Raw genomic sequence first — 24,775 nt, 5'->3', positions numbered from 1 at the left:
CAACTAAGTTTTTGTTAAGTAGTGAGTCTTATTTTTTATATTTCTCTATAAAATACTTCGAGGTGCGATATCTAAGTCTTCTATAGAAGAAAACATTTCTTTCTTATACATTTCAATCGCTACACGACCTATCATAGCTGCATTATCTGAGCAGTATTGTAGTTCACTCAAGAGTAAATCTGCTTTATGAGGTTTTAGTAATTCTTCTATTTGTCCACGTAAGTATATATTTGCACTCGCTCCACCAACAATCGCGAATGTACTAGGTTTTACAGTTTTAAAATACTTTTTTAACTTCATAGTTAAATGCTTCGTTGCAATATGCTCAAATGAAGCGGCAATGTCTTTATACTTGCTAGTATCTCCATCAGCATCTAGTACAGCTAAACGAACTGCATTTTTTAAACCAGAATATGAAAAAGCTATGAGTGGAGATTGGTGAAGAGGAACGGTAAAGTTATGTTTTAGTCTATCTCCCCCATCTGCTAATTCTTGAATGACTGGTCCACCAGGATAACCTAGTCCCATCATCTTTGCCACTTTATCAAAACTTTCCCCAAAAGAATCATCCATACTTTTTGCTACTGTTTCTATTTCTGTTAAACTTTTCACTTGCATAACTTGGGTATGTCCACCTGAAACCAAAAGAACTGTTAATGGAAAAACCGTCTCTTTTTCTATAAATAGTGAATAAATATGCCCGATAAGATGATTTACTCCAATAATAGGGATACCCAAAGCTACAGCAATTGCTTTAGCCATAGTTACACCCTCAACTAATGTTACAGCTAGACCCGGTGTAGAAGTAACAGCTACAGCTTTTAAATCTTTAAAATAAGGTTCACATTGTTCAAGTATTTTTGGTAGTGCTTCTGCGTGAAGACGTGCTGCAAGTTCAGGAACAACCCCACCATATACTGAGTGTTCTAACTCTTGCGATATTTTTTTGTGAAAAAGAAGTTTGTTAGTTGCTATCTCTGTTATAGATATTGCAGAATCATCACATGAACTTTCGATTGATAATATCATTTTACTCTTCCCTACTTTTTTTATCCCAGATTACCAAGCCAACAACTACGACTAAAAGTAATCCAAACATCACACCCCATATTAATAAATCTGAAGTAGCTGTTGCCTTATCTATACTTTCACTCATATACTTCTTCTAACCTCTCTATCAATCTCAAAGACTTCTTCAACACTTTGTGGTTCATGAAAATATTTTTCATACGCCTTAACAATTGTTTTACTAATATCCATAAAGCCTATCTCTTTGTTGATAAACTTTTCAATGGCTACTTCATTTGCCGCATTTACTACTACTCCACGATTTGGGTTAGAGAGTAAATCTTCTTTGATTTCCCATATTGGGTAGCGTTCTTTTTCTATCTCTCTAAATTCTAAGCTACCAATTTTTAGTAAGTCTACATGCTTTAAAATATTTTCATTCATTTTTTCATTGATTGCATATGCAATTGGAAGTTGCATGTTTGCATGAGCGAAGTGTGCAGTTGTTGAGCCATCTTTAAAATCAATCAAAGCATGAATCAATGATTTAGTCTCTACAATCGCGTCATATTTCCCTTCACCAAAAAGCCATCTTGCTTCTAAAAGTTCGAACATTTTATTAACCATTGTTGCTGAATCAATCGTTATCTTTTGACCCATTGACCAATTTGGATGTTTTTGCGTGTCTGCTAAAGTAGCATTTTTAAGTTTGTTTATATCCCAATCTCTAAATGCTCCACCACTGGCGGTAATAATCATCTTCTCAACGGGTCTGTCTTGTAAAAGATACCAAAGTCCAAAATGCTCAGAATCTATTGGCTGAATTTTTGACATATCTATGAAGTTTCCAGAAGCGACTAAAGATTCTTTATTTGCAAGGGCTACTTTTTTACCACACTCAATTGCTTTTAAAGTTGGACCTAAACCTAAAAATCCTACAAGTGCATTAACCACTAATTCACTTGTAGAATCTTCAATAACCTTTAGTATGTTTTCACCACCCGCAAAAACATTAGTATGTTTAACCTCTTTTATATCTTTTTTATCAGAAATAACTACTACTTTAGGTTGGTGAAGTGCGATTTGTTCATTGAGAAGTTTTATATTTTTTCCAGCTACTAAAACCTCAACATTTATGTTGAATTTTTTAGCAACTTCAAGTGTGTTTACACCAATAGAACCAGTTGATCCAAGTAGTACCACCTAGACAAGTCCACGAAGTAAAACTAACATCACAATCCCACCAAAAAGGTAACCATCAATTCTATCAAGTACACCGCCATGACCAGGAAGTAAATCTCCACTATCTTTTACATCTGCTGCACGTTTGAGTGAAGACTCAAACAAATCGCCAAAGATAGAACTCGTAGCTACAAGTGCCGAAATTAAGAACGACACCATAAAGTCAACTACAAAAAGTCCTATAAACATACCAGATAACGTCGCAACAACAATCCCACCAACAACGCCTTCCATAGTTTTGTTCGGACTTGTCTCACAGAATGGAGTTTTCCCTATGCTTTTACCAACTGCATATGCCCCAACATCTGTCATTGCTACGACTACAAGTAACCAAAGAAGAGATAAAACTCCATATTCTTGGTACATTGTAAACATGAACAGCATTCCTGCTGTTGGATATAAAAACGGAAGGAAATTTTTCCACTCTAACTCTTTGTTATATGCCACAGCACTGGCATATGCGACTCCAGCTAAAACAAATAAATCATCACCGTAAGGGTAAATACCCGCGACGAACCAAAGACCAACACCGTAAAGGTATAAAGACTCATCTTCGATACCAAAGAGCATTAATGCTTCTTTAAAAGCTAAAATATATATCACACCAAAAATAAACCACATTAAAAAAAAGTTATCAATAAAACCTATCACTAAAACTGCAGCCACTAAAGCTAAGCCTGTCGTAATTCTCTCTTTATGGTCTTCAAATATATGCATCATAAAAAAATCCTAATTATTATGTTCTTGTATATTAACATATTGTTGATTAAGGCACATCTTTATTTTTTTCATTGCTCATCGTGATGGTAAACCTTGCGCCAAACTTACCATTTTTTACAGAAATCGATGCATTACAGAGTCTCTCCAACATTATTTTGGCTGTAAATAAGCTCAGTCCAGCCTCATTATATAGCTCTTTTGTTGTGAAGTAAGGCTCAAAAATATTATTTATAATATTTTCATCAACCCCATTGCCATTATCTTCTATGTGAATACATACAAACTTATCTTTATTCTCTATTTCTATATTTATAAAACCATTTAGAACTTTATTCTTCAAAATAGCTTCCTGAGCATTATTAAAAATAACCAAAATGATATTAAATAAATCTTTCGAATGGGTATCCCATACAAGAGGTATCTGAGAAATTATTTTTGCTGTAATATGATGAGATTCAAACTCCTTCGCTTTTAATAGTATTACACTCTCAATAAGCTTCACAATATCTACGTTACTTTCCAAACTAGCATTCTGAGAAAAAATATTGTTAAATTTCTCAATGACACTAGCCAGTTCTGTAATCTTTTCATCCATCTCTTGCGCTGATACGATTAAACTTTCTTTGGAATAATCACCTAACTCTAGATCAATCAGTAAGTTTGCAGTAGACATTCCAAGTGAGCTTAGTGGTTGTCTCCACTGATGAGAAAGCATTTGAATTATATCACTCATAGCTTCTGCTCGAGATTCAGCGATCATCATTTTTTCTAACAGTACATCTTTTTCCAATTCTAAATACTCTTTCATTTTATTACTAACATCAGAAAAAGTTACCAAAAAAAGATTCTCCCTAAACTTATTTATATACACTGAAAAGATATGTACATTGCCCTTAGTGTCTAGCATTTTTACAAATCTTTGACTACTATCAGCAGCATATAAATAATATACCCAATTTTCATTTTCATCAATTTTTTCTAAATGAAAGTAATCATTGTCCACTTCAAATCTTTCACAAATACAATCATGTTCTTCTAGAAAAGATTCAAGATGAGAATAATCAAAAAAGTTGAAAAATGATTTATTTGCGTATACAAGTTTTTCTCCATTTGTTACTATCACTATGTTCAATTGTAAATTTATTAAGCTTTGAAATGTTTCTTTTTCTTTTTCTATTTTTTCTTGATAAACATAATTTCTATGTATTAGCCATCCAATTACTAGTAAGACCAAAAATGTTATAATAAAAATTGTTCTATACATAAAAACTTTATTTGCTGTATGATGTTTTAATAGGTCTGTATATTTTTTAGTTGGTACACTTACGCGAATACCTCCTTTTATATCTCCAACCTTATAACCCTGATCAGCATGACATAACATACATTTTTGTGTTACATCTAATTTACCAAGAAAATCAAAATTAACCTTAAGGTTTTCAAGTTCTTTTATTTGATAATAATATTTTTTAGATCTATTTTTTTCTAAGTACTGAAGGGCTTCTATCTCAAATGCATCTGCTTTATTCGATGGGTTTATAGGATTTAATGAAGTTACTTTATAGTAGTCACGGTTTGCATTGTTGCTTATCTCTGACATTTGTCGAGTCATCCAAGCTGGATTTATTTTTATAAGCGTTTCATTTTTATCTGTCATTAAAACATTGTTTTTCAAGTATGGATTTGGCTTTATACCTTCATGCTGTTTTACGAACACTCCTCCATGACTTGCATTCCAAGCTTGGGCAACAATCATATTCTCAAAATTTGAACTTGCTTCTTGAACTAGATAACGCTCTAGGAGTTGCTTATATTTAGTAGATGAGCTCTCTATATATAGCTGGATGGAACTTACCACACCAACAACAAGAAATATTACACTTAAATAAACAATTGTTTTTCTTCTATTCATTGTGAATATCCCCACTTAAGAATATCTATAATATTATTATAACCATATTTGCATTACATTCATTATTTCCTCTTTTTCGTAATGTAAATCATAAAAGATAAGGCCATCATAAATAGTGACGTACCAAGCATCAGATACAAGGCATTTATCAGCTTATCATAGTTCTCTATAGCTATTTTAAATACTACCATTAAAGTCTCAATTGAAAGAGCTATAAGAATCGTAACTAAAAATTTTGTTAGTGTTTTTATCTCAATTTTTGGGTCTTTAATATAGCTCTTATAATACACTTCTTGCTCTAAAATAGTCTTTGCTAGGTCAAATATCGCTAAGCCTAATGTGGTAGCAATGATAGGCTTAAATATTGTGTCGATGCTCAACTTAAAATTCATCAGATTTGTTACAAAATCCACACCTGCATAAATAATTGCAACAAGAGATAAAAACATCATAAAAAATCCAGCAATGATGTAAAAAGATTTTGTCACAGTACTAAAAAACTTATTTTTCTCTATTAGTCCTAATCGCTCAAGTAAAATCTCTAAATCAAAATCTAAAAAAACAATTTTATCTTCTTCTTTTTTTGAAACTGTTATACATGTAGTTCCGGTAGTAATACTTTGGTATGGTTTTGTAAAAGCGAATCCATTATCTTTTATATTTAGCTTGTCTATTAGATAATCTCTTGTTGTAGATATTTGAGTGTCATCTATTTTATGTCTATAAATATTCGAAGATATTTGATTTTTTGTTTTACAATTAACTAAATAGATTAACTCCAATGACGGGAAACTTTTAAATAATTTTTTAAACTTTTCATCAAGCTGATTTTTAAGTAAGTGTTGCTTTTCTAAAGTGTCTTCTATAAAGGATTCTATTTTTTCTTTGTTGTCTTGGTATATCTCTATATATTCTCTCATAATTCAATCTCCTTATTTGATTGAATTATAACTTTAATAAATCGACAAAATGGTTACAACGTGATTAAGTTTTATACTAAACTTTGATGTCTAATTTATGGAGTGGAGGAGATTGCGTTTCTTTTTTTTCGTCTTCTTCTTTTTTTTCATTTCTATCAGTTTCTTGATCAGATTCATTTTTTTGATGTTCACGATCAGGGTCTACTTCGTGATTTTCTTCAGTAGGACGAACTTCTAAAACTTTCTCATCCTTTTCATTCACTGCTGCTTGAGCCATTACATTTTGAAGGTCAAATTTATTATTTTGATTTCCATGAGCGGAGGCTACACTAGCAGTCTGCTGGTTTACATAGATTGCATTTCCTATCGGTCCAATTGCCATAGCCTACTCCTTTAGAGTCTATAATTATTTATTATATAGCAAAATCGGCAAACTACGCAATTTTTTAAATTTTTACTCTTCAATACAGATTTTACCTTCAAGCATATGTGCTAGTGTTTTATAGATTACAAAAAGTATTACAAGTGACGCGAGTGCCATAAAAAAGTACGCGAAATAGCTATATATTGCAATGCCTGTAAGCTTATGTGCTAACATCGAGGCAATTGTAACAGCTGTCAATGGAAAGGTAAAAGCCCACCATGAAATGAAGAACTTTAAATTTAAAAAGTTTTTATACATGAACAAGAGTAAAAATGTAAAAAAGAGGGCTAAATTGTATAAAGTGCTTGCGAACATATCAAACTGCATACCATTTATTTTAACATAGGCTATAAATGCTACAGCTGGTGGTGCAATAAAAATAAATAACGTTGGTATAAACTTCCCTGCTAATTGATGGTGAAAGATAATTCTGTTAATTAATATAGCCGTTAAGATAATCCAAAAGAACATCCCTATTGAAAAATAATACATTAAAAAATTATTGTCAATAAATCCCACTCCAGCAACTGGGACTAAAACATTACCAACTATGGGAATAAACCACGCAGGATTTGAATGATGAAGTTCTAAGTTTTTGTTGATCCAAAAACTAATCGTATAAAAAGTTAAAAATGTCTGTATAGCTGTCCCAACTATAAATGTATAGTACGCGACATCTATACTTAAAGGATGATAGGCAACAGATAAAAGCAAAAGAGAAATAGAAGTAGTTGCAAAAAAGTTAATTCGTATAGGATGATTAAATTCTTTTTTTACTTCAGAAAAATACTTTACATTCTTTGAAGCATAGACCAAAGCTATAATGATAAACACGAGAGAATCGAGTATCAATAATCCCGTGCCAATAACACTAGGAAATCCATACATTTCATGTGCTTTTTCAAATACGATTGTTATACCCGAAAGCCCCATAACAATTGCAAACATCATAATAGGGAAAAACTTTAGCCTATTTAACTCTACAATACTGCAGTTTTCTTCTTTTTCCATCACTATGCCTTTTATAACAAATATATTTTGGAATTATAATAAGAATAAGTTACATTAATGTTAAGTTTTTATCGTGTGTCTATTTCTATGGTTTTATACTTGTTGTACAAAACGTTTGCCCCACTTTGAATAGTTACTTCACGACGAGGAGTATAATCAACCAAGTAACGGTCTTTTGAAGTAGTGGTGAAGTCAACACAAAGCCTTGCCGCACTCTCGATGATATGCATAGGAAGGTTTTGCTTGTCGGTTCCTATAATTACGTGACACGATGGTTGGTCTTTAAGATGAATCCAGATGTCTCTTGCTCTCGCATTTTTTAGTACTTCAACGTTACCTTTTTCATTCTTACCAAGTGAGACTTTATACCCTTCTATAAGAAAAGTTTCTATAGAATCGTTGACCTTTACTTTTTTACTTTGCTCTTTTTTAGGGAATAAAAGGGAAATCTTAGCAGCATCTTCTACCTCTTGCACTGTATGTATAAAAAGTTGTAAATGATGTATTTTTGATTCAAGTGATTCTTTTTCAATGTGAAGATTTTTTGCTCTTTGTTTCGCTTTTTTACTTTTTGTGAAAAATGCAGTTGAAATTTGAGCTACACTTGAGTAAGCCTTTTCTATCTCTGCCTTGATTACACTTCCATCATAATCATCAAGTTCAAGAAGCCTTTGGTAAGGCTTTATCTTATGCATGTTTGACAACACCAAGTTCCCTAAGTGTTGCGATTCTTCTGCAATTTGAGCTAAACTTGCCTCATCATCTAACTTCTCATAAAGTTTTTGAAGTTTTTTCAACTTCTTCGTAAGAAAAGAAACTTTTTGTTTTTTAAGAGACTCAAGCTTGTGATTTTGCTCTTTTTCATGGTTCTCAAATAAAAACTTTTCTACATTTTCAAGAGGATACTCTTTGGCAACAAAAGGAGCTACTGGAACATCTAAAAGCTTTTGCCCTACTCGAACTTCACGAAACGAAGAAAAAAGATCCACATGACGAAGTGCTTCAAGAACAGCATTTTCTTCATCTAAAATTATGACATTCGTATATTTCCCAGTAAATTCAAACTGGACATACGTAATCTCTTCTTTATATGCTGAAGCAATAGAAGTCTTCACTCGAATAATTTTATCATCGTTTAAAAGTTCCATTCCCAAGATATTTGCGCGATTAAATCTTTTTGCTAACACTACATCAAAAGGTGCATTATAAATTTTTGAACGTGCAAAAGAATTACACTTAAACATACTCGAAGAAGAACGTTGCATATTGAAATAGATTTCATCATTTTTGTCAAATGCAACTTTAACAATAGTGTCGGTTACACGATAAATAGCCGAGATTTTACTAAAGTTTTGAAGGTAGGAAGTAATCTGCTTTAAGTGTGATAGTTTCATAGATGGATTGTATCACAGGGACTCAAAATCTTACCTTTTGAGCTCTTCAATCATTGCTTTTGCAGAAGAAAAATCATTCGTATCAAAATGATGTAACTCAAAATAAATATCATCAGAAAATCCAAGTTTTGTATTTAACTCAAGCATGTCAATAAGAGTATTTTCTTGGTGAAGTAAGATAAAATCATCTCCATGAAATCTAAAAATCTCAGCATTTGGATAGTGTTTTTGAAGACCTTTAGCAATTTGGACAAGCATTTCATTCCCTTTATCCCATCCAAAAGAATGATTATATTGTGTGAAGTTACGTAACAACAATAAGTTAAGACATGAATACTCATATGTATCTTTATTAAGTACCATTTCTAAGTAGCTTTCATTATGGACGGAAGTGAGAGCATCTTGGAAAAAGTACGAAAATCTTTTTTGTTCTAAATCACTATGTGGCATTTGATCGGTATCATTGATATCTACATCCAACAATACTGTTTGCGCTACTTCAATGACATTTGGATGAAAATGGATACCCGAAAGATTAACTAACTCCTCAACCGCTTCTTCTACTGTTTTTCTTCCTTTATAAACACGATTTGTAGTCATCGCATCAAATGCGTCTGCAACAATCATAATATGTGTTAGAAACGATATATCATCACCTTTTAAAGCATCAGGATAACCTGTCCCATCATAATGTTCATGGTGGTGTCGGATAATATCTGCCAAATCTTGGTACATCGCTATGTTAGAGAGCATTTTATAGCCCGCAGTAGCGTGTTGTTTAATTAAATCATATTCGATATTAGATAGTTTCCCCGGCTTAAGTAAAATAGCATCAGGAGTTACAACTTTTCCAATATCATGTAAAATGGCAGCCCTTTCAAGTTGCTGTATCTTCTCATTTGGTATATTAAGCGCTGCTGCCATTAACCGACAATATTCTGCTACACGTACGGTGTGACCAGCGGTATACGCATCACGTTGCTCTATGATGTCTACAAATGCTAAGATGGTTTCTTCATAGTTAGTAATTTTTTCTATTTCAAGTTTTTCTAGAATATTTCTATGCTGATTTATACTAATAGCAAAGGCAATATCTTTACCAAGGTTTTCTAAAATACTAATCTCTTCGTCATCAATGGACTCCTGCGAAGAATAAATTGATATAACTGCAAATACTTTGTCCTCATGAAACAATGGGATACTAACTGAAGCCTCTAGTTGGTAATCATATGAACGTCTCCCTTTCATTACAGGAAAGACGGTACTTAAATCTTGTTGCAATACACTTTTTTTACTTTTAATAGCTTCTATTGCTGATTGAAATACTCCTTTTGGATTTTGCATATCAAGGAGACATTCAGTACAATCTATTAGGTTGTGTATATCTTCTGATTTATGAATAACTTCAAGGAAATTATTTTCTTTATTTATAAGGCCAAACCAACAAAAATTGAAATGCTCTTGTTTACACACATTGTCAATACTTGTTCTTACGATAGACTTCATATTCATCGCACCAACAAGAAATTCATTCACATCTGCAACCATTTTCATCATCTCTTTAAAATGTTGCTCATGCTGATACATATCTTCAAGTTCTACTGTACGCTCTGCTACTTTATCTTCTAAGTGAATATTAAGATCAATGAGTTCTCGGTCTTTTTCTTCTAGCAAAACTAAAGACTCTGTGTATTTTTTATGTATAGCGTGGTCTTGTTTAAGTGTTTGTTCTAAAAGCTTATTTTTTCGTCTAAGTTGTTTTATCTCTTTTTCTAGGTATTCTAAATCATGCATGACTAAACACTCAAATCACTATAAACTAAATCCACACCACAACGTAAATTTTTTAAATACTCTAAAGCATCTAGAACAAATCCTTTGGGAATGATAGATCCATGTTGCGGTAAAATAGCTTCAATACTTATGCCATCTAGCTGACGGACATAACCTCTTGCTGCGACATTTGAAGCCATATAATCTAGGTGAAATAAATCCATATTCATTTTATGTTCTTCAAAATCACTTACTGTTAGGTTCCAAGTTATATCTAAAGCAGCCCAGATATCACCAGAAAACAAAAATGAAGACTCATTATCATACGTAGTAAATGCTCCTGGGAAATGTAAAAAAGGTGCTTCCACAAAAGTCAGTTTTCTTCCACTTTTAAAACTATAGCTATTATCTTCTGTTATATCATAAAACTCGTAATCACTTCGTCCATAATGAGGCAAAAGAACATTAGTTCGTGCAGAAGAAATAATCAAAATCTCGGGATTGAAATCAAGCCAGTCAATCATAGAAGCAGCTACATCAGGATCTTGATGACAAAGGATTAAGCCTTTAACATTTTTAAGATCAGTGATTTGAGAAACTCTTTCTTGAACCTGAGCAAAAAAAGAACGACTACCGGGGTCAACAATAATATATTCATCATTATCTTTAATCAAGTATGCATTACAGCGAAAAGCTGTTTCATCATCAATCCCAAGCCAGTAAATCTCATGACCCTCATTTTTATAGAGTGGTGTGATTGTTTCTAATGTTAGTTCTTGTCCTAGATAGCTATCAATATATGAATGACTCATTAGGTGCCTTTTTAGCTGTATATTTAAGTATTTTAGAGTAAAGTAGATTAGAGGATTCTTGAGTTAACATACTTCGACTCTATTTCTACCACTTTCTTTTGCCATGTAAAGTTTTTGGTCAGCGATATTTATATATTCATTGAGAAATTTTTGATTATAATATTTTTCAGGTTTGATTTCTAAAAGACCTATACTCACAGTTGCTTTAACTTCTTGATTGTTAAAAATTTGAGAACTTTCTTCAAACTTTCTACGGATTTTCTCTAGTACTTCGTAACCTTTTGCTTTATTCATAGCAGGGAGAAGAATAATAAATTCTTCTCCCCCGTATCGAATAACCACATCTGAATTACGCGTATATTGAATCACTATATTAACGAACAATCTTAACATTTCGTCTCCGGCCACATGTCCATACTTGTCATTTAAATTCTTAAAGAAATCAAGATCACACATAGCTAAAACAAAGGTGTTGTTAGTCGCTAAAGAAATTTCGTATTGACTCTCAAAAACACTTTTAAGACCGTGTCGGTTCATCGCCCCAGTAAGAGCATCTTTTGTTATTTTTGTATTCATTAAAATGTTATCAGCAAGAGCTAACTCAGTACCAATACTAAGAGAGAGTAATTCACATTTTTCTAGATATGTAATAAGGATATGGTACTCTTCTTTGCCAATATATGCTTGTATCTTTTTTCCAAATAAATGTAGATTATCATGCATGACACAGATTGCATGATACTTTGAGTTATTGTGTATAATATTTTTACCTTCACTTATAAGCCATTTTCCAAAAGTACATTGTGATTCATTAAGTTCAGGAATAATTGTGCTATCTTCACTTTGGATTGACGATGCTAGTTGTGTAAGCCATTGAAGATGTGCTTCATAGTGCTTAATAAGGTGTCTGTCAATCAAATCAGAAATCGAATTAATACGTATCATATTGATTGAAAGAAGTTGTTTTATATATGAATGAAGATAGATATGTGCAATGCTATTATTTATCTTTTTAAAGAGAAAAATCAAACGAATAATATCATTCGTTTGTTCTTTTTCAGCCATTTTTGAGATAAGGATAGCTTTAAAATTATGCATCTCGTTAGACATGATGACATAAGGATGACCTAGAAGTACTTCATGTTTTGCAAGTTCTTCAAAGAGAGTTAAAATATTTTCTTCCTCAAAAGGTTCTGCCAAAGTGTTTAAAATATTTTTATAATGTCCCGTAAGGACAGAAACACTATTTCTTTCATCATTGAGGTGGGTTGTGTATTTATCAAAAAAATCATCAAGAAGAATATTGTTCTCTCCGTAAAAAAAACTTGAGAAATCATATAACATAAGCTTATTCCTTAGTAGTATATACTTGACTAATTGTATCCTTTCAAATATTAATACACAGCAACCCTTTTTTATTCCCATACTTAGAATAAAAGTTTTTGGTTATAATTCTAAATAAATTTAATAAAAGAGATAATAAAAAGATATGCTTCCCTTAGGTTTTGGAAAAGGTTATTTTACACTTGCAGCGATTCAAGCGTATATATCCATGCAAAAAATCTTTGCACAATTTTCTTCTGCCTTAACTCTTAGTGGAAAACCTCTTACTTTACAAATCAATTCACCACCCGCTTCTTAATCTTTAAACACCTCACTCACTAAAAATTATTATAAGATTAAGGACAAGTATGTCAAAAAATATACCATTATCATTCATTTTAGTTGCTCTTTTTAGTTCTGTAAATGCAGATCAAACAATAGAGTTAGAGCCTATAACAGTAGTTAGTGCTACTAAAACAAAACAATCTATACAAGATGTTACATCAAATATTAGTGTTATAACCAGTGAAGAGCTTGAAGAAAAACACCCTACAACTGTTCAAGAAGCATTAAGTAATTTAAGTGGAATTAGCCTAGTAAGTAATGGTGGCTTAGGTGCTAGTACATCTGTGCTATTAAGAGGAATGAATAACAGTCGAACCTTAGTGCTTATAGATGGGATTAGGTTTCAAGACCCTTCAAGTACTTCTGGAGCAAACTTTTCTCATTTAATGGCATCTGATATTGAACGAATAGAAGTTATTAAAGGTGCTCAAAGTGGTGTTTGGGGTGCTGATGCTAGTGCTGGTGTTATCAACATCATCACAAAAGACTCAAAGAAGGGACAACACGTAAGTGCAAACCTAGAATACGGTAGTTTCAATACTAAGAAATACGCGGCTTCCATCTCTCATAAAGATGAAAAACTTGACCTAAAGCTTAGTGCTAACAGAATAACGAGTGATTCTTTTAGTGTTCAATCTCCAAGAGGCGATGATGTAGACCAATATGAAGATGACACGTATGAAAATACAACTGTAAATTTCAAAGCTGGCTATGCAGTCAATAATGATATAACACTAAAATTTAATTTCACAAATATTGATGCCATCAAAGACTACGATAGTTACAATAATCCAGACGATAGTAATATGAAAAGCGATATTGACAATCAGTTATATTCACTTCAATATCTCCATACGATAGGAGAACATGACATCACTCTTAAATATGAAAATAGTCAATTCGAGAGAGATGAGATAGGGACTGTTGCTCAATTTGGAAGCGAATATGTAAAAAACTTTAATGGCGAGACTAAAAACCTTGAACTCAATGACGACTATTCTTATGCTCAAAATAGTTTTTTACTTTTAGGTGTAGGAATGAGTAGCGATGATGTAAACTTTATCAAGACTGATAGTTCTAAAACACAAAAAGAAAATGAGAACAAGTACCTCTATTCTACTAATTCAAATAAATTTGACAAAATTGTATTTACACAGAGTATTAGACATGACAATTATAATAATTTTGATGATAAAACTACAGGTAAACTTGGATTAAAATATAATCTAAACCAAGATATGTCTGTAAGTTCTAACATTGGTAGTGGATATAACGTTCCAAATATTGTTCAAGAGTTAAATCCATGGGGTGCAATCAATGAGAATCTTAATCCTGAAAATACAAAAAGTTTTGACCTTTCTTTTAACTATAAGAGTCTTGAATTAACTTACTTTTACCAAAAAATAAAAAACTTAATAGAATGGTATGACCCAGACGGTTATGGCGGTAACCCAGCTATCTATAAAAATCTTAATGGAAACAGTACTTTTCAAGGTATTGAAGCTGCTTACAGTAGAAATATTATAGAAGATCTTACATTCACTTCAAACTACACCTACTTAAGTGCAAAAGACAATGATAAAGAAGAGTTAGCAAGACGACCAAAGCATACTGCAAATCTTGGTCTTGACTATTATGGTCTTGAAGATTTACACCTTGGAGTTTACGGTCAATACACTGGTGAAAGATATGACAGAGCAAATAAACAAGGGCAGCAAACAGGAAAATATACACTCGTGAATGTTGCTGCGAACTATGATATAAATGACAAGGTAATGGTTTATGTTAAAATAGATAACTTATTTGACAAATATTACCAAGTGGTAGATGGATATGCTGCAGCTCCTTTGAGTGCTTATGTTGGATTAAAAGCTAGTTTTTAAAGGTAGATTATGAGTATAAAAACACTTCTACTAACACTACTTTTTATACTCAACCTGAGTGCTAATGAGAGGATTATCTCTCTTAGCCCATCTATCACGGAGATACTCTTCGCACTTGATAGGGGTGAAAATATTGTTGCTACAAGCTCTTTTTCTCTTTACCCAGAAAAAGCCAAAAAGATCCCTATCATCGGTGGCTATCAAAATCCTCACTTAGAAAAGGTTCTTTCTTTTTTACCCACTCTTGTTGTAGGGCAGTCTCACAACCAAGCACTCTTAGATAAACTCAAACACTTTAAAATAAAAACCCTCATGCTTGATCTAAAAAGTATACAAAACATCAAAGACTCTATCGCCACACTTGCTAAAACTACAAGCTCACTTCAAGACAAACAACTTATAACTAACATAGATAACGCTCTTCTTAAAGCTAACAAAAATGTAAACCCACATAGCGTGATGATAGTCTACGGATTACGTGAAGATTTACGTAACGCAACGTACATTGCTGGGCATAACATTTTTTTTGAAGACATCATCCACGAATGTGGAAATACAAATGCATATACTGAAAACTCAACCTCACAACCCACACTTAACTATGAAAATATTATCGCAGTAAATCCAGAGCAAGTTATCATCCTTCACTCACTTGCAACAGAAGCAAATGTAGATGTAAAAAAAGCCTTACAAAACTGGTACGACTTACCTATAAAAGCTTCACAAAATAACAAAATTTCCATAGTTGATGAAAGTTATCTTCACATTCCATCCCATCGTATAGCCCTAACCATTGAGAGACTATGTAAAGAGATGAACGATTAACGTTCACTTCTATGCTAAAATAACAAATAAAATTCCACTACAAAGAAAAACAACATGTTTGAAACTACTTTTAAAAATATAGATGACATACTTCATAAAGATGCTGGATGTGGAAGCGAACTTGATTATGTCGAACAAACCTCTTGGGTTTTGTTTTTAAAGTACCTTGATGACTTAGAAAAAGACAAACAAACAGCCGCTGAGCTTAGTGGAACTACGTACACAAATATTATCGACTTAAAATACAAATGGACTTCATGGGCAGCTCCAAAACTCCCAAATGGAAAAATCGACCATGATGCAGATACAGGTGATGATTTATCTGACTTTGTAAACAACGAACTCTTCCCTTACTTTAAAAAGTTTAAAACCAATGCAACAAGTGCAAACACTATCGAGTATAAAATCGGTGAAATCTTTAGTGAACTTAAGAACAGAATCCAAAGTGGTTATAACTTACGTGAGGTTGTCAACCACATCGATGAACTTCGCTTTCAAACACATGTAGAAAAACATGAGATGAGCCACCTCTATGAAGGTAAAATCAAGAACATGGGAAATGCTGGTCGAAACGGTGGTGAATACTACACTCCACGACCACTCATAAAAACAATCATAAAAGTTGTAAACCCTAAAATCGGCAATACTGTCTACGATGGAGCAGTAGGTTCGTGCGGTTTTTTAGTAGAAGCTTTTGAGTACTTACGCGAGAGTAAAAAACTAACAACTAAAGACATTGTAACTCTACAGAAAAATACTTTCTACGGTAAAGAGAAAAAATCACTTGCCTACATCATCGGCATCATGAACATGATTCTTCATGGTGTGGAAGCTCCAAACATCATTCACACAAACACACTTGCAGAAAACCTTTCCGACATACAAGAAAAAGACCGCTACGATATAGTTCTAGCCAACCCACCTTTTGGTGGAAAAGAAAGAGCAGAAGTACAACAAAATTTTCCTATACAAACCGGTGAAACTGCTTCACTGTTTTTACAACACTTCATCAAAATACTCAAAGCTGGCGGCAAAGCCGGTGTAGTTATTAAAAACACTTTTTTAAGTAACACTGACAATGCTTCTATAGCTCTTAGACGTGAGTTACTCTCCTCTTGTAACTTACATACTGTCTTAGACCTTCCCTCTGGAACATTTACAGGAGCTGGAGTTAAAACTGTAGTTCTGTTTTTCGACAAAGGTGTAAGTACAAAAAAAGTCTGGTTTTACTCACTTAACCTAGATAGAAATTTAGGAAAGACAAACCCTCTTAACGAAAAAGATTTAAGTGAGTTTATAACACTTCAAAAGACAAAAGCGGAGAGTGAAAACTCTTGGACTCTCAATCTAAAAGATATAGATACAAGTACGTATGATTTAAGTGCTAAAAATCCAAACACACCAGAGGAAGCTCCACTTAGAAAACCTAGTGAAATTTTAAAAGCTATGGCGGAGTTAGACAAAGAGAGTGAAGAGATTTTAAAAACTATAGAGAATTTGATATGAATGCAGAGCAAAACATAATCATCTACAACACAGCAGATGGTAAAGCTTCTGTTTCACTTTTTGCTCAAGATGGTTTAGTGTGGATGAATCAAAATCAGATAGCAGAACTTTTTGCCACCTCTGTTCCAAATATAAGTATGCATATCTCAAACATCCTTGAAGAGGGTGAAGTAGAGGGTAATTCAGTTGTTAAGGATTACTTAACAACTGCCTCTGATGGCAAAAATTATAATGTTACTTACTACTCTTTAGAGATGATTCTCTCTATAGGTTTTAGAGTACGAAGTAAACGTGGAACACAGTTTAGAATCTGGGCAAATGCTAACCTAAGCCAATACATGGTGAAAGGTTTTGTGATGGACGATGAACGTCTTAAAAACCCTAATGGCAGAGCTGATTACTTTGATGAATTTTTAGAGCGTATTCGTGACATTCGTGCATCTGAAAAACGTTTTTACCAAAAAGTGAAAGACCTGTTTGCTCTGTGTAGTGATTATGACAAGAGCGACAAAGCGACACACATGTTTTTTGCCGAGACTCAAAACAAACTCATCTTTGCAGTTACTCACATGACAGCCGCTGAGTTAATCCTCTCACGAGCGGACAAAGACTCTCCTAACATGGCGCTCACATCTTTTAAAGGTGCCGTTGTTCGTAAGCAAGATATAACAGTTGCTAAAAATTATCTCAACGAAGATGAGATAGACACACTTAACCGTTTAGTGGTCATTTTCTTAGAAACAGCAGAACTCAGAGTAAAAAACCGTCAAGATATAACAATGGACTTTTGGAAAGCAAACGTAGACAAGATGCTAGAGTTTAATGACAAAGAAGTACTCAAAGGAAATGGCTCAATTTCTCGTCCAATGATGGAGAAAAAAGTAAAAGAGATTTATGCTGCTTTTGACACAAAAAGAAAACTCCAAGATGCAAAAGAGACTGATTTAGAAGAGTTAGAAGCGGTAAAGAAACTTTTAGGTGAAGTTCGTGGCTAGTGTTTTGAGAGAGGGATGGGAAGAGAAGACATTAAAAGAAATAACTTCTCATTTAGGTGATGGACTGCATGGAACACCTAAATACACCGATAATGGCGAATACTATTTTGTTAATGGTAATAATTTAAACGATGGAAAAATTATATTTAAAGAATCTACGAAAAGAGTTTCTTTAGAAGAATATGAAAAATATAAAAAGAATTTAACTGATAGAACAATTTTAGTTTCAATCAATGGAACTTTAGGGAATGTTGCATTTTATAACAATGAAAAAATAGTACTTGGGAAAAGCGCATGTTATTTTAATTTGTGTGAGGGAATTGATAAAAATTTTATAAAATACATTCTTATTAGTCCTTATTTTTTGAGCTATGCACATAAAGAAGCTACTGGGGCAACTATTAAAAATGTTTCTTTAAAGACAATGAGAGAGTTAAAGATTAATTTACCTCCATTCCAAGAACAAAAAAGAATAGTAGCTATTTTAGATGAGGCTTTTTCTGCTACAGATAAGGCAAAAGCAAATGCGGAGTTAAATCTGCAAAATGCTAAAGAGCTTTTTGAATCTTATCTGCAAGGTATTTTTGAAAATAAAGGTACAGATTGGAAAGAAGAATCAATTAAAAATCTGACTGAACTTGTAACCAAGGGGTCTTCACCGAAATGGCAAGGAATTAGTTATGTTGATGAAGGTGGAATTTTCTTCCTTACAAGTAAAAATGTTGGTGAAGGAAAATTACTACTTAGTAATAAAAAATATTTAGAAGAAAAATTTAATGATATTCAAAAAACATCAATTTTAAAAAAAGGAGATGTTCTGACTAATATTGTTGGAGCTTCAATCGGACGAACTGCAATATATGACTTGAATGAAATAACTAATATTAATCAAGCTGTATGTTTGATGCGATGTTTACCTGAAAAAATTTATAACTATTATTTAATGTATTTACTAAATTCTCCTTTTTTTAAAAAAATATTGCATGATAACGAAGTAGATAATGCAAGAGCAAATCTAAGTTTAACTTTTTTTAAAAATTTACTTATTCCATTACCTCCATTAACTGAGCAAAAAGAAATAGTAAAAAAAATAAATCTATTTTCATCTGAAACAAAAAAACTAGAATCTATCTACACCCAAAAGCTACAAGACCTAGAAGAACTCAAAAAATCTATCTTAGAAAAAGCATTTAACGGAGAGTTGTGATGAATGAAGCAGAGACAAGAGCCGAACTTATAGACCCTAAACTTCGTGAATGTGGCTGGGGAGTTGTTGAAGACTCTTACATTTTACGTGAACGTGATGTTTGTAAAATTACAGACGGTCGTATTCAAGTTGGTGGTGGTCGTACTAAAGCTCTCATTGCTGATTATATTTTAGTCTATAAGGGTATTAAACTCGCTGTTGTTGAAGCAAAGTCTGCTGAACTAGAAGTTGGTGAAGGAGTAGCACAAGCTAAACTCTACGCCCAAAAACTTAACCTTGAAGCTACCTACTCTACAAACGGAAAAGAGATCTATAGTATCTGCCTCAAGTCTGGTGAAGAGAGTCTCGTAGAAAACTTTTTAACTCCAGAGGAACTTTGGGAAAAAACATATAGTGAGCAAAACGAATGGCGAGAGAAATTCTCTAGCGTACCTTTTGAGAGTAAAAGTGGAACATGGCAACCTCGTTACTACCAAGAGATAGCGGTGAAGAATACACTTGAAGCCATAGCTCAAAACAAAGACCGCATACTCCTCACACTTGCAACAGGAACAGGAAAAACAGCCATAGCCTTTCAAATAGCGTGGAAACTTTTTCACACACGATGGACACTCAAAAGAGACTCTAAAAGAAGACCACGCATACTTTTTTTAGCAGACAGAAACATCTTAGCCGACCAAGCCTTTAACTCTTTTAGTGCCTTTGGTGAAGACCCTATGGTACGCATTAAACCAAAAGAGATTAAAAAAAGTGGAAAGATTCCAACAAATGGAAGTATCTTTTTTACAATATTTCAGTCCTTTATGAGTGGTGAAAAAAACGAACCCTACTTTGGACAGTACCCTAAAGACTACTTTGATTTCATCATCATAGATGAGTGTCACCGTGGTGGAGCAAATGATGAAGGAAACTGGAGAGCCATTTTAGAGTACTTCGCACCTGCTGTTCAACTTGGTCTAACTGCCACTCCAAAACGTAAAGACAACGTCGATACCTATGATTACTTTGGCAAACCAGTCTATATCTACTCACTCAAAGAGGGAATCAACGATGGGTTCCTAACTCCCTTTAAAGTAAAAAGAATCAAAACAACTCTCGATGACTATACATACGTCAGCGATGACAATATTATAGAAGGTGAAGTAGAAGAGGGAAAACTCTATAAAGAAGAAGATTTTAATAAGATCATCGAGATAAAACAAAGAGAAGCCACAAGAGTAAAAATCTTTATGGACGAGGCAAACGAAAATGAAAAAACAATCATTTTCTGTGCTACACAAATCCATGCAGCCGCTGTTCGTGACTTGGTGAACCAATACAAAAAAACAAGTAAAGAAGTTAACTACTGCGTAAGAGTTACAGCAAACGATGGCGAGATAGGTGAACAGTTTTTACGAGAGTTTCAAGATAACGAAAAACTTATTCCAACTGTTTTAACAACATCCCAAAAACTCTCAACTGGAGTAGATGCTAGAAATATTCGTAACATTGTTCTTATGCGACCAGTCAAACAGATTATAGAATTTAAACAGATAGTTGGTCGTGGAACTCGTCTTTTTGATGGAAAAGAGTTCTTCACCATTTACGACTTTGTAGATGCCTACCAACAGTTTTTAGACCCTGAGTGGGACGGTGAACCAATAGAGCCAGAACCAACAACACCAAAAGAAGAAAAAACACCAAGTGAGCCTAGAGAACCCAAAGAACCGACTCAAAGAGCTACAAAAATAAAAATAAAACTCGCAGATGGAAAAGAGCGAGAGATACAACACATGATGGCAACTTCTTTTTGGAGTGCTGATGGAAAGCCCATTTCTAGCGAAGAGTTTTTGCAAAACTTGTTTGGTGAATTACCAAAGTTTTTTACAAGTGAAAAAGAGTTACGAGAGATGTGGAGTAAACCGCTCACACGTAAAACTCTTCTAGAAAAACTAGATGAAGCAGGTTTTGGAGTTGAGGAATTAAATACACTCAAACAACTTATAAATGCACAAAAAAGTGATTTGTTTGATGTTTTAGAGTATGTATTTGATGGTAATATAAAACCTATTTCAAGAACAAAAAGAGTGGATGAAGCACGAAAAAATATTTTTGCCCTTTTAAATAAAGAACAATCTGAATTTATAGAATTTGTTTTGAGTAAATACATAGAATCTGGTGTTGAAGAACTCGCACAAGATAAACTTCCAATTTTGCTTGAAAATAAATACCAATCACTTGAAGATGCAAAAGAAATCTTAGGTGAAGTAGCAAGCATTAGCTCTTTGTTTATTGAATTTCAAAAATATTTGTATATGCAAGAAGTAGCCTGATTTGATTGAGCTAAAAAATGTATCGTGTTCGTTTGATGATAAAACAATCCTCAAAAACATTAACCTCAAAATAAACAATCATCTCAGTATTCTTGGTGCCAATGGAAGTGGGAAAAGTACTTTAGCTAAGGCTATCTCTGGACTTATTCATTTTGATGGTGAAGTAAGTATAAACGCTAAAAATCTTCAAGACATAAATTTAATGCAACGTGCGAAAAGTATCTCTTATATCCCAGCAAAACTTGAAGTGTATGATCCTTACATAAATGTTGAAGAGTTTGTTTTACTTGGACGCTTTCCTCATAAAAAGAGTTTTTTTAACTACTCTTCTAAAGATGAAAAAATTGCCCAAGGAACCTTAGAGTTTTTGCGTATTGCTCACTTAAAAAAGCATACACTCCACTCACTAAGCTCTGGTGAACAACAGCTAACACTCATTGCTCAGGCACTTGCACAACAAAGTGAAGTTATCATCTTTGATGAACCAACAGCGAACTTAGACCCTCATAACTCTAAAGTCATTGCACAGCATATAAAAGGCTTAAAAGATTATCATCAAATTATTCTCATAACACATGACATACATCTTGCATCTTTTATAGATAGTCCTGTTGTTTTCATAAAAAACCAAGGTGCGACTTTACATGAGAATGATTTTTTTGAAGAAGCGACACTTGGGAAACTTTATGAGGTAGAGTTTAACTCTTTGGTGGTGAAGTATGATTAAGTTAGCTATTTGGTTTTTACTGCTTCTTACTCTTTTTGCTTCACCATTCATTGGAGCGGTAGATCTTAACTTCGCAGAAATACTTACAGCAGACTCTTTAAGCTCTCAAATATTTTTAGACCTACGAGTGCCAAGAGTTCTATTTGCGTTTTTTGCAGGTGTGATTCTCTCATTAAGTGGACTTTTGTTTCAAACTCTTTTTCGTAATGCTTTAATGACTCCCTACACTTTAGGAATCTCAAGCGGAGCAGTTTTAGGTGCAGGAATCGCGATTAAGCTTGGACTAGGAAGTTTAATCTTTGGCATAGCTGCTATTTCAGTATTTGGCTTTTTAGGTGCTATCTTCACCGTTTTTTTACTTGTGTATCTCTCCCAGTTTTTAAAAAGTTCTCAACATGAGTCGCTCTTACTTTTAGGAATTGCTCTTTCACTTTTTTATACTTCTAGTTTGATGATTATCTTTTACCTTGGCGATGCAATTGAGAATGATATGCTCATACGCTATACAATGGGTTCGCTGTCTGTAATTGGTTGGAACCATCCTATTTTTCTTGGAGCTATTGCAGTATTTTTATTTTTAAGTTTGTACCTTTATAAGTATGAGTTACAGCTTTTAAGTATCTCAGATTCTCAGGCTACACTCAAGGGAATCAACACAAAAAAAGTTACTCTCACTCTTTTAATCATTTCATCTTTGGGTATTGGAGTGCTTGTAAGTATTAGTGGACCTATTGGGTTTATTGGGCTTATTGTACCTCACATAGTTACTAAGCTTCATCCGAGTACCGTAGATAAACGTATTTTTAGTACCGCTCTTTTTGGTGGATTTTTTCTTGTTTTTTGTGACACAATCACAAGATCCATAACAACACAAAGTGAACTCCCCATTGGGATTATTACCGCACTCATTGGTGGACCATTTTTTATCTATCTTATCATTACAAAAAGTAAAAGATGACATTTCAAGAACAAGATTCACAAAAACTTTTAGAAATCATCAAAGCAAGACGTGATGTCCGTGGAAACCGTTTTGTAAATACTCAAGTAGAAAAAGAAAAATTAGAACTCATTTTAGAAGCCGCCATTTCTGCTCCATCTGTTGGCTATTCACAGCCTTGGAAGTTTATTGTCATAGAAGATAAAAATATCAAAAATGAGATTTTGGAAAACTTCGAAACTGAAAATAATAAAGCACAAGAGATTTTTAAAAATAAAGAGCTTTATGCTAAGCTAAAATTAGAAGGTATAAAAGAAGCACCTGTAAATATTGCCGTTTTATATGAACCCAGTGGTGAAGAAATACTTGGAATGACCAGCATGCAAAAAATGGGTGAATACAGTGTTGTTTGTGCCATCCAAAACATGTGGTTAATGTCGAGAGCCTTAAATATAGGTTTAGGTTGGGTAAGTATACTAGATGAAAAAAAAGTGCTACAAACTTTAGATGCTCCAAAAAATTCACAACTCATTGCCTACTTGTGCATAGGTTATGTAGATAAATTTTATGAAGAGAGCGAACTTAAAACTCTTGGTTGGAAAGACGAGAAATTATTGTCTGAGTGTATAACATATAAATAAAAGGATACTAAATGTCACAAATATCAAGAAGAGGCTTTATGAAAACTGCCCTAGCTATGGGTGCTTTACCTTTAGTTGCAAATGAGTCAAAAAAAGAAAATACTTTAAAAGTTATTCACATTACAGACTCACATATGGACTTGGCAGATACTGCTAGTGTAGAAGCGATGGAACTTATGGCTGAGTTTATTAACAAAGAATACAAAGACCTAGACTTTGTCCTTTTTGGCGGAGACAACTTTAACAATAATGTCGCTGGAAATAAGGATGCATTAAAATTTAAAGAGATTATAGACAAACTGCACTGTCCAGCACTACTTGTAAGAGGAAACAAAGAGTCTTCACCAAAGCCAAAGGGCGATAGCATCAACCTAGATGAGTTTAAAAATATGTTTCTTGAAGATAAATCACTTCTAGTAGATGGAAGAGATTGGCTTTTAGAAAAAAATGGTTACTTGATTCTAGGTCTTGATAGCTGTATAGAAAATGCGAACAATGGTTTATACACTAAAGAAACGATAGCTTTTGCTAAAAAAGCTCTACAAAGTAAAAAACCGACAATCATCCTTAACCACCACCCATACACAAACTACTGGAAAGGGACTGAGGCAAATGACATTCACAAGTATGTACTTAACAACACGGATGAAGTTCAAAAAGAGCTTTTCTCATTTTCAAATCTCATACTCACTCTCTCCGGTCATAAGCACATTGATTCGGTAAAAGAACTACACGGGACAAAAGCCATCGTAACAAGAGGCTTTGTAAGACCTCTAGACTTAGATATGTACCCCATGCGTTATGTAGAGATAAACAATGTCCAAATTAGTGAAAAACTGATTTATACTTCATAAATAT

Annotated in this window: 23 protein-coding genes; 11 read left to right on the top strand and 12 right to left on the bottom strand. The window is 33.4% G+C overall.

From position 1 onward, the window contains the following. Window positions 1-45: 45 nt before the first annotated feature. The 12 genes from tsaD to ACI9TV_RS04240 form a co-directional block, all read right to left on the bottom strand. Complete coding sequence (gene tsaD / locus ACI9TV_RS04295; protein ID WP_415249525.1) at window positions 46-1,029, bottom strand: tRNA (adenosine(37)-N6)-threonylcarbamoyltransferase complex transferase subunit TsaD; 984 nt, start codon at window positions 1,027-1,029, stop codon at window positions 46-48. A gap of 1 nt (window position 1,030) precedes the next feature. Beyond that, window positions 1,031-1,156 carry a hypothetical protein gene (locus ACI9TV_RS04290; RefSeq protein WP_415249524.1) on the bottom strand — a complete coding sequence of 42 codons (126 nt, stop codon included), beginning with the start codon at window positions 1,154-1,156 and terminating at the stop codon, window positions 1,031-1,033. Continuing rightward, the gene (gene dxr / locus ACI9TV_RS04285; protein ID WP_415249523.1) at window positions 1,153-2,211 is read right to left on the bottom strand and encodes a 1-deoxy-D-xylulose-5-phosphate reductoisomerase; all 1,059 of its coding nucleotides are present in this window, start codon (window positions 2,209-2,211) and stop codon (window positions 1,153-1,155) included. Before dxr ends, ACI9TV_RS04290 begins: the two co-directional genes overlap by 4 nt. Beyond that, window positions 2,212-2,967 (bottom strand): phosphatidate cytidylyltransferase, encoded by a 756-nt coding sequence (locus tag ACI9TV_RS04280; RefSeq protein WP_415249541.1) that lies wholly within the window; start codon window positions 2,965-2,967, stop codon window positions 2,212-2,214. 49 nt (window positions 2,968-3,016) lie between these two features. Next, on the bottom strand, window positions 3,017-4,882 hold the full coding sequence (locus ACI9TV_RS04275; protein WP_415249522.1) for a DUF3365 domain-containing protein: 1,866 nt from the start codon (window positions 4,880-4,882) through the stop codon (window positions 3,017-3,019). A 62-nt stretch (window positions 4,883-4,944) separates the two neighbouring features. Continuing rightward, window positions 4,945-5,802 carry a PDC sensor domain-containing protein gene (locus ACI9TV_RS04270; protein WP_415249521.1) on the bottom strand — a complete coding sequence of 286 codons (858 nt, stop codon included), beginning with the start codon at window positions 5,800-5,802 and terminating at the stop codon, window positions 4,945-4,947. 76 nt (window positions 5,803-5,878) lie between these two features. After that, window positions 5,879-6,184, bottom strand: coding sequence for a hypothetical protein (locus ACI9TV_RS04265; RefSeq protein WP_415249520.1), 306 nt, complete (start codon window positions 6,182-6,184; stop codon window positions 5,879-5,881). Window positions 6,185-6,256: 72 nt separating this feature from the next. Further along, window positions 6,257-7,237, bottom strand: coding sequence for an SLAC1 anion channel family protein (locus tag ACI9TV_RS04260; RefSeq protein WP_415249519.1), 981 nt, complete (start codon window positions 7,235-7,237; stop codon window positions 6,257-6,259). Between the two features lie 68 nt (window positions 7,238-7,305). Next, complete coding sequence (locus ACI9TV_RS04255; protein WP_415249518.1) at window positions 7,306-8,631, bottom strand: NFACT family protein; 1,326 nt, start codon at window positions 8,629-8,631, stop codon at window positions 7,306-7,308. Window positions 8,632-8,661: 30 nt separating this feature from the next. Next, on the bottom strand, window positions 8,662-10,425 hold the full coding sequence (locus ACI9TV_RS04250; RefSeq protein ID WP_415249517.1) for an HD domain-containing phosphohydrolase: 1,764 nt from the start codon (window positions 10,423-10,425) through the stop codon (window positions 8,662-8,664). Window positions 10,426-10,427: 2 nt separating this feature from the next. Beyond that, the gene (locus ACI9TV_RS04245) at window positions 10,428-11,216 is read right to left on the bottom strand and encodes an MBL fold metallo-hydrolase (RefSeq protein ID WP_415249516.1); all 789 of its coding nucleotides are present in this window, start codon (window positions 11,214-11,216) and stop codon (window positions 10,428-10,430) included. A gap of 63 nt (window positions 11,217-11,279) precedes the next feature. Further along, window positions 11,280-12,560 (bottom strand): diguanylate cyclase, encoded by a 1,281-nt coding sequence (locus ACI9TV_RS04240; protein WP_415249515.1) that lies wholly within the window; start codon window positions 12,558-12,560, stop codon window positions 11,280-11,282. Between the two features lie 145 nt (window positions 12,561-12,705). Between ACI9TV_RS04240 and ACI9TV_RS04235 the strand changes: the two genes are divergently transcribed. From ACI9TV_RS04235 to ACI9TV_RS04185, 11 genes are read left to right on the top strand one after another with little or no spacing between them, the layout of a single operon-like run. Next, window positions 12,706-12,858, top strand: a complete 153-nt coding sequence (locus ACI9TV_RS04235) for a hypothetical protein (RefSeq protein ID WP_415249514.1) — start codon at window positions 12,706-12,708, stop codon at window positions 12,856-12,858. 49 nt (window positions 12,859-12,907) lie between these two features. Then, a complete protein-coding gene (locus ACI9TV_RS04230) occupies window positions 12,908-14,767 on the top strand; it encodes a TonB-dependent receptor plug domain-containing protein (RefSeq protein WP_415249513.1) in 1,860 nt (619 codons plus the stop codon). Window positions 14,768-14,776: 9 nt separating this feature from the next. Beyond that, on the top strand, window positions 14,777-15,592 hold the full coding sequence (locus tag ACI9TV_RS04225; RefSeq protein ID WP_415249512.1) for an ABC transporter substrate-binding protein: 816 nt from the start codon (window positions 14,777-14,779) through the stop codon (window positions 15,590-15,592). 54 nt (window positions 15,593-15,646) lie between these two features. Continuing rightward, window positions 15,647-17,098, top strand: a complete 1,452-nt coding sequence (locus ACI9TV_RS04220) for an N-6 DNA methylase (RefSeq protein ID WP_415249511.1) — start codon at window positions 15,647-15,649, stop codon at window positions 17,096-17,098. Continuing rightward, on the top strand, window positions 17,095-18,093 hold the full coding sequence (locus ACI9TV_RS04215; RefSeq protein WP_415249510.1) for a virulence RhuM family protein: 999 nt from the start codon (window positions 17,095-17,097) through the stop codon (window positions 18,091-18,093). Before ACI9TV_RS04220 ends, ACI9TV_RS04215 begins: the two co-directional genes overlap by 4 nt. Further along, window positions 18,086-19,300 (top strand): restriction endonuclease subunit S, encoded by a 1,215-nt coding sequence (locus ACI9TV_RS04210; RefSeq protein WP_415249509.1) that lies wholly within the window; start codon window positions 18,086-18,088, stop codon window positions 19,298-19,300. Before ACI9TV_RS04215 ends, ACI9TV_RS04210 begins: the two co-directional genes overlap by 8 nt. Next, window positions 19,300-21,612, top strand: coding sequence for an EcoAI/FtnUII family type I restriction enzme subunit R (gene hsdR / locus ACI9TV_RS04205; protein ID WP_415249508.1), 2,313 nt, complete (start codon window positions 19,300-19,302; stop codon window positions 21,610-21,612). The genes ACI9TV_RS04210 and hsdR overlap by 1 nt, the downstream gene beginning before the upstream one ends. Before the next feature lies 1 nt (window position 21,613). Continuing rightward, a complete protein-coding gene (locus ACI9TV_RS04200; RefSeq protein ID WP_415249507.1) occupies window positions 21,614-22,339 on the top strand; it encodes an ABC transporter ATP-binding protein in 726 nt (241 codons plus the stop codon). Continuing rightward, window positions 22,332-23,297 (top strand): FecCD family ABC transporter permease, encoded by a 966-nt coding sequence (locus tag ACI9TV_RS04195; protein WP_415249505.1) that lies wholly within the window; start codon window positions 22,332-22,334, stop codon window positions 23,295-23,297. Before ACI9TV_RS04200 ends, ACI9TV_RS04195 begins: the two co-directional genes overlap by 8 nt. Continuing rightward, window positions 23,294-23,917, top strand: a complete 624-nt coding sequence (gene bluB / locus ACI9TV_RS04190; RefSeq protein WP_415249504.1) for a 5,6-dimethylbenzimidazole synthase — start codon at window positions 23,294-23,296, stop codon at window positions 23,915-23,917. The genes ACI9TV_RS04195 and bluB overlap by 4 nt, the downstream gene beginning before the upstream one ends. A gap of 11 nt (window positions 23,918-23,928) precedes the next feature. After that, entirely contained in the window at window positions 23,929-24,771 is an 843-nt protein-coding gene (locus ACI9TV_RS04185) for a metallophosphoesterase (RefSeq protein WP_415249503.1), read from the top strand. Window positions 24,772-24,775 lie beyond the last annotated feature (4 nt).

This window comes from Sulfurimonas sp., from assembly GCF_047622445.1.
Taxonomy (GTDB): domain Bacteria; phylum Campylobacterota; class Campylobacteria; order Campylobacterales; family Sulfurimonadaceae; genus Sulfurimonas.
The sequence above is the reverse complement of the archived record's forward strand: the minus strand, read 5'-3'. Positions and strand labels throughout refer to the sequence as shown.

Excerpts from the sequence above, each read along its gene's own strand:
- ACI9TV_RS04250 (WP_415249517.1), bottom strand. The coding sequence starts at position 10,425 with ATGCATGATTTAGAATACCTAGAAAAAGAGATAAAACAACTTAGACGA.
- ACI9TV_RS04240 (WP_415249515.1), bottom strand. The coding sequence starts at position 12,560 with ATGTTATATGATTTCTCAAGTTTTTTTTACGGAGAGAACAATATTCTT.
- ACI9TV_RS04260 (WP_415249519.1), bottom strand. The coding sequence starts at position 7,237 with ATGGAAAAAGAAGAAAACTGCAGTATTGTAGAGTTAAATAGGCTAAAG.
- ACI9TV_RS04195 (WP_415249505.1), top strand. The coding sequence starts at position 22,332 with ATGATTAAGTTAGCTATTTGGTTTTTACTGCTTCTTACTCTTTTTGCT.
- ACI9TV_RS04235 (WP_415249514.1), top strand. The coding sequence starts at position 12,706 with ATGCTTCCCTTAGGTTTTGGAAAAGGTTATTTTACACTTGCAGCGATT.
- ACI9TV_RS04220 (WP_415249511.1), top strand. The coding sequence starts at position 15,647 with ATGTTTGAAACTACTTTTAAAAATATAGATGACATACTTCATAAAGAT.
- tsaD (WP_415249525.1), bottom strand. The coding sequence starts at position 1,029 with ATGATATTATCAATCGAAAGTTCATGTGATGATTCTGCAATATCTATA.
- ACI9TV_RS04270 (WP_415249521.1), bottom strand. The coding sequence starts at position 5,802 with ATGAGAGAATATATAGAGATATACCAAGACAACAAAGAAAAAATAGAA.
- ACI9TV_RS04290 (WP_415249524.1), bottom strand. The coding sequence starts at position 1,156 with ATGAGTGAAAGTATAGATAAGGCAACAGCTACTTCAGATTTATTAATA.
- ACI9TV_RS04225 (WP_415249512.1), top strand. The coding sequence starts at position 14,777 with ATGAGTATAAAAACACTTCTACTAACACTACTTTTTATACTCAACCTG.
- ACI9TV_RS04215 (WP_415249510.1), top strand. The coding sequence starts at position 17,095 with ATGAATGCAGAGCAAAACATAATCATCTACAACACAGCAGATGGTAAA.
- ACI9TV_RS04280 (WP_415249541.1), bottom strand. The coding sequence starts at position 2,967 with ATGCATATATTTGAAGACCATAAAGAGAGAATTACGACAGGCTTAGCT.
- ACI9TV_RS04245 (WP_415249516.1), bottom strand. The coding sequence starts at position 11,216 with ATGAGTCATTCATATATTGATAGCTATCTAGGACAAGAACTAACATTA.
- ACI9TV_RS04230 (WP_415249513.1), top strand. The coding sequence starts at position 12,908 with ATGTCAAAAAATATACCATTATCATTCATTTTAGTTGCTCTTTTTAGT.
- ACI9TV_RS04275 (WP_415249522.1), bottom strand. The coding sequence starts at position 4,882 with ATGAATAGAAGAAAAACAATTGTTTATTTAAGTGTAATATTTCTTGTT.
- ACI9TV_RS04255 (WP_415249518.1), bottom strand. The coding sequence starts at position 8,631 with ATGAAACTATCACACTTAAAGCAGATTACTTCCTACCTTCAAAACTTT.
- ACI9TV_RS04265 (WP_415249520.1), bottom strand. The coding sequence starts at position 6,184 with ATGGCAATTGGACCGATAGGAAATGCAATCTATGTAAACCAGCAGACT.
- ACI9TV_RS04185 (WP_415249503.1), top strand. The coding sequence starts at position 23,929 with ATGTCACAAATATCAAGAAGAGGCTTTATGAAAACTGCCCTAGCTATG.
- hsdR (WP_415249508.1), top strand. The coding sequence starts at position 19,300 with ATGAATGAAGCAGAGACAAGAGCCGAACTTATAGACCCTAAACTTCGT.
- bluB (WP_415249504.1), top strand. The coding sequence starts at position 23,294 with ATGACATTTCAAGAACAAGATTCACAAAAACTTTTAGAAATCATCAAA.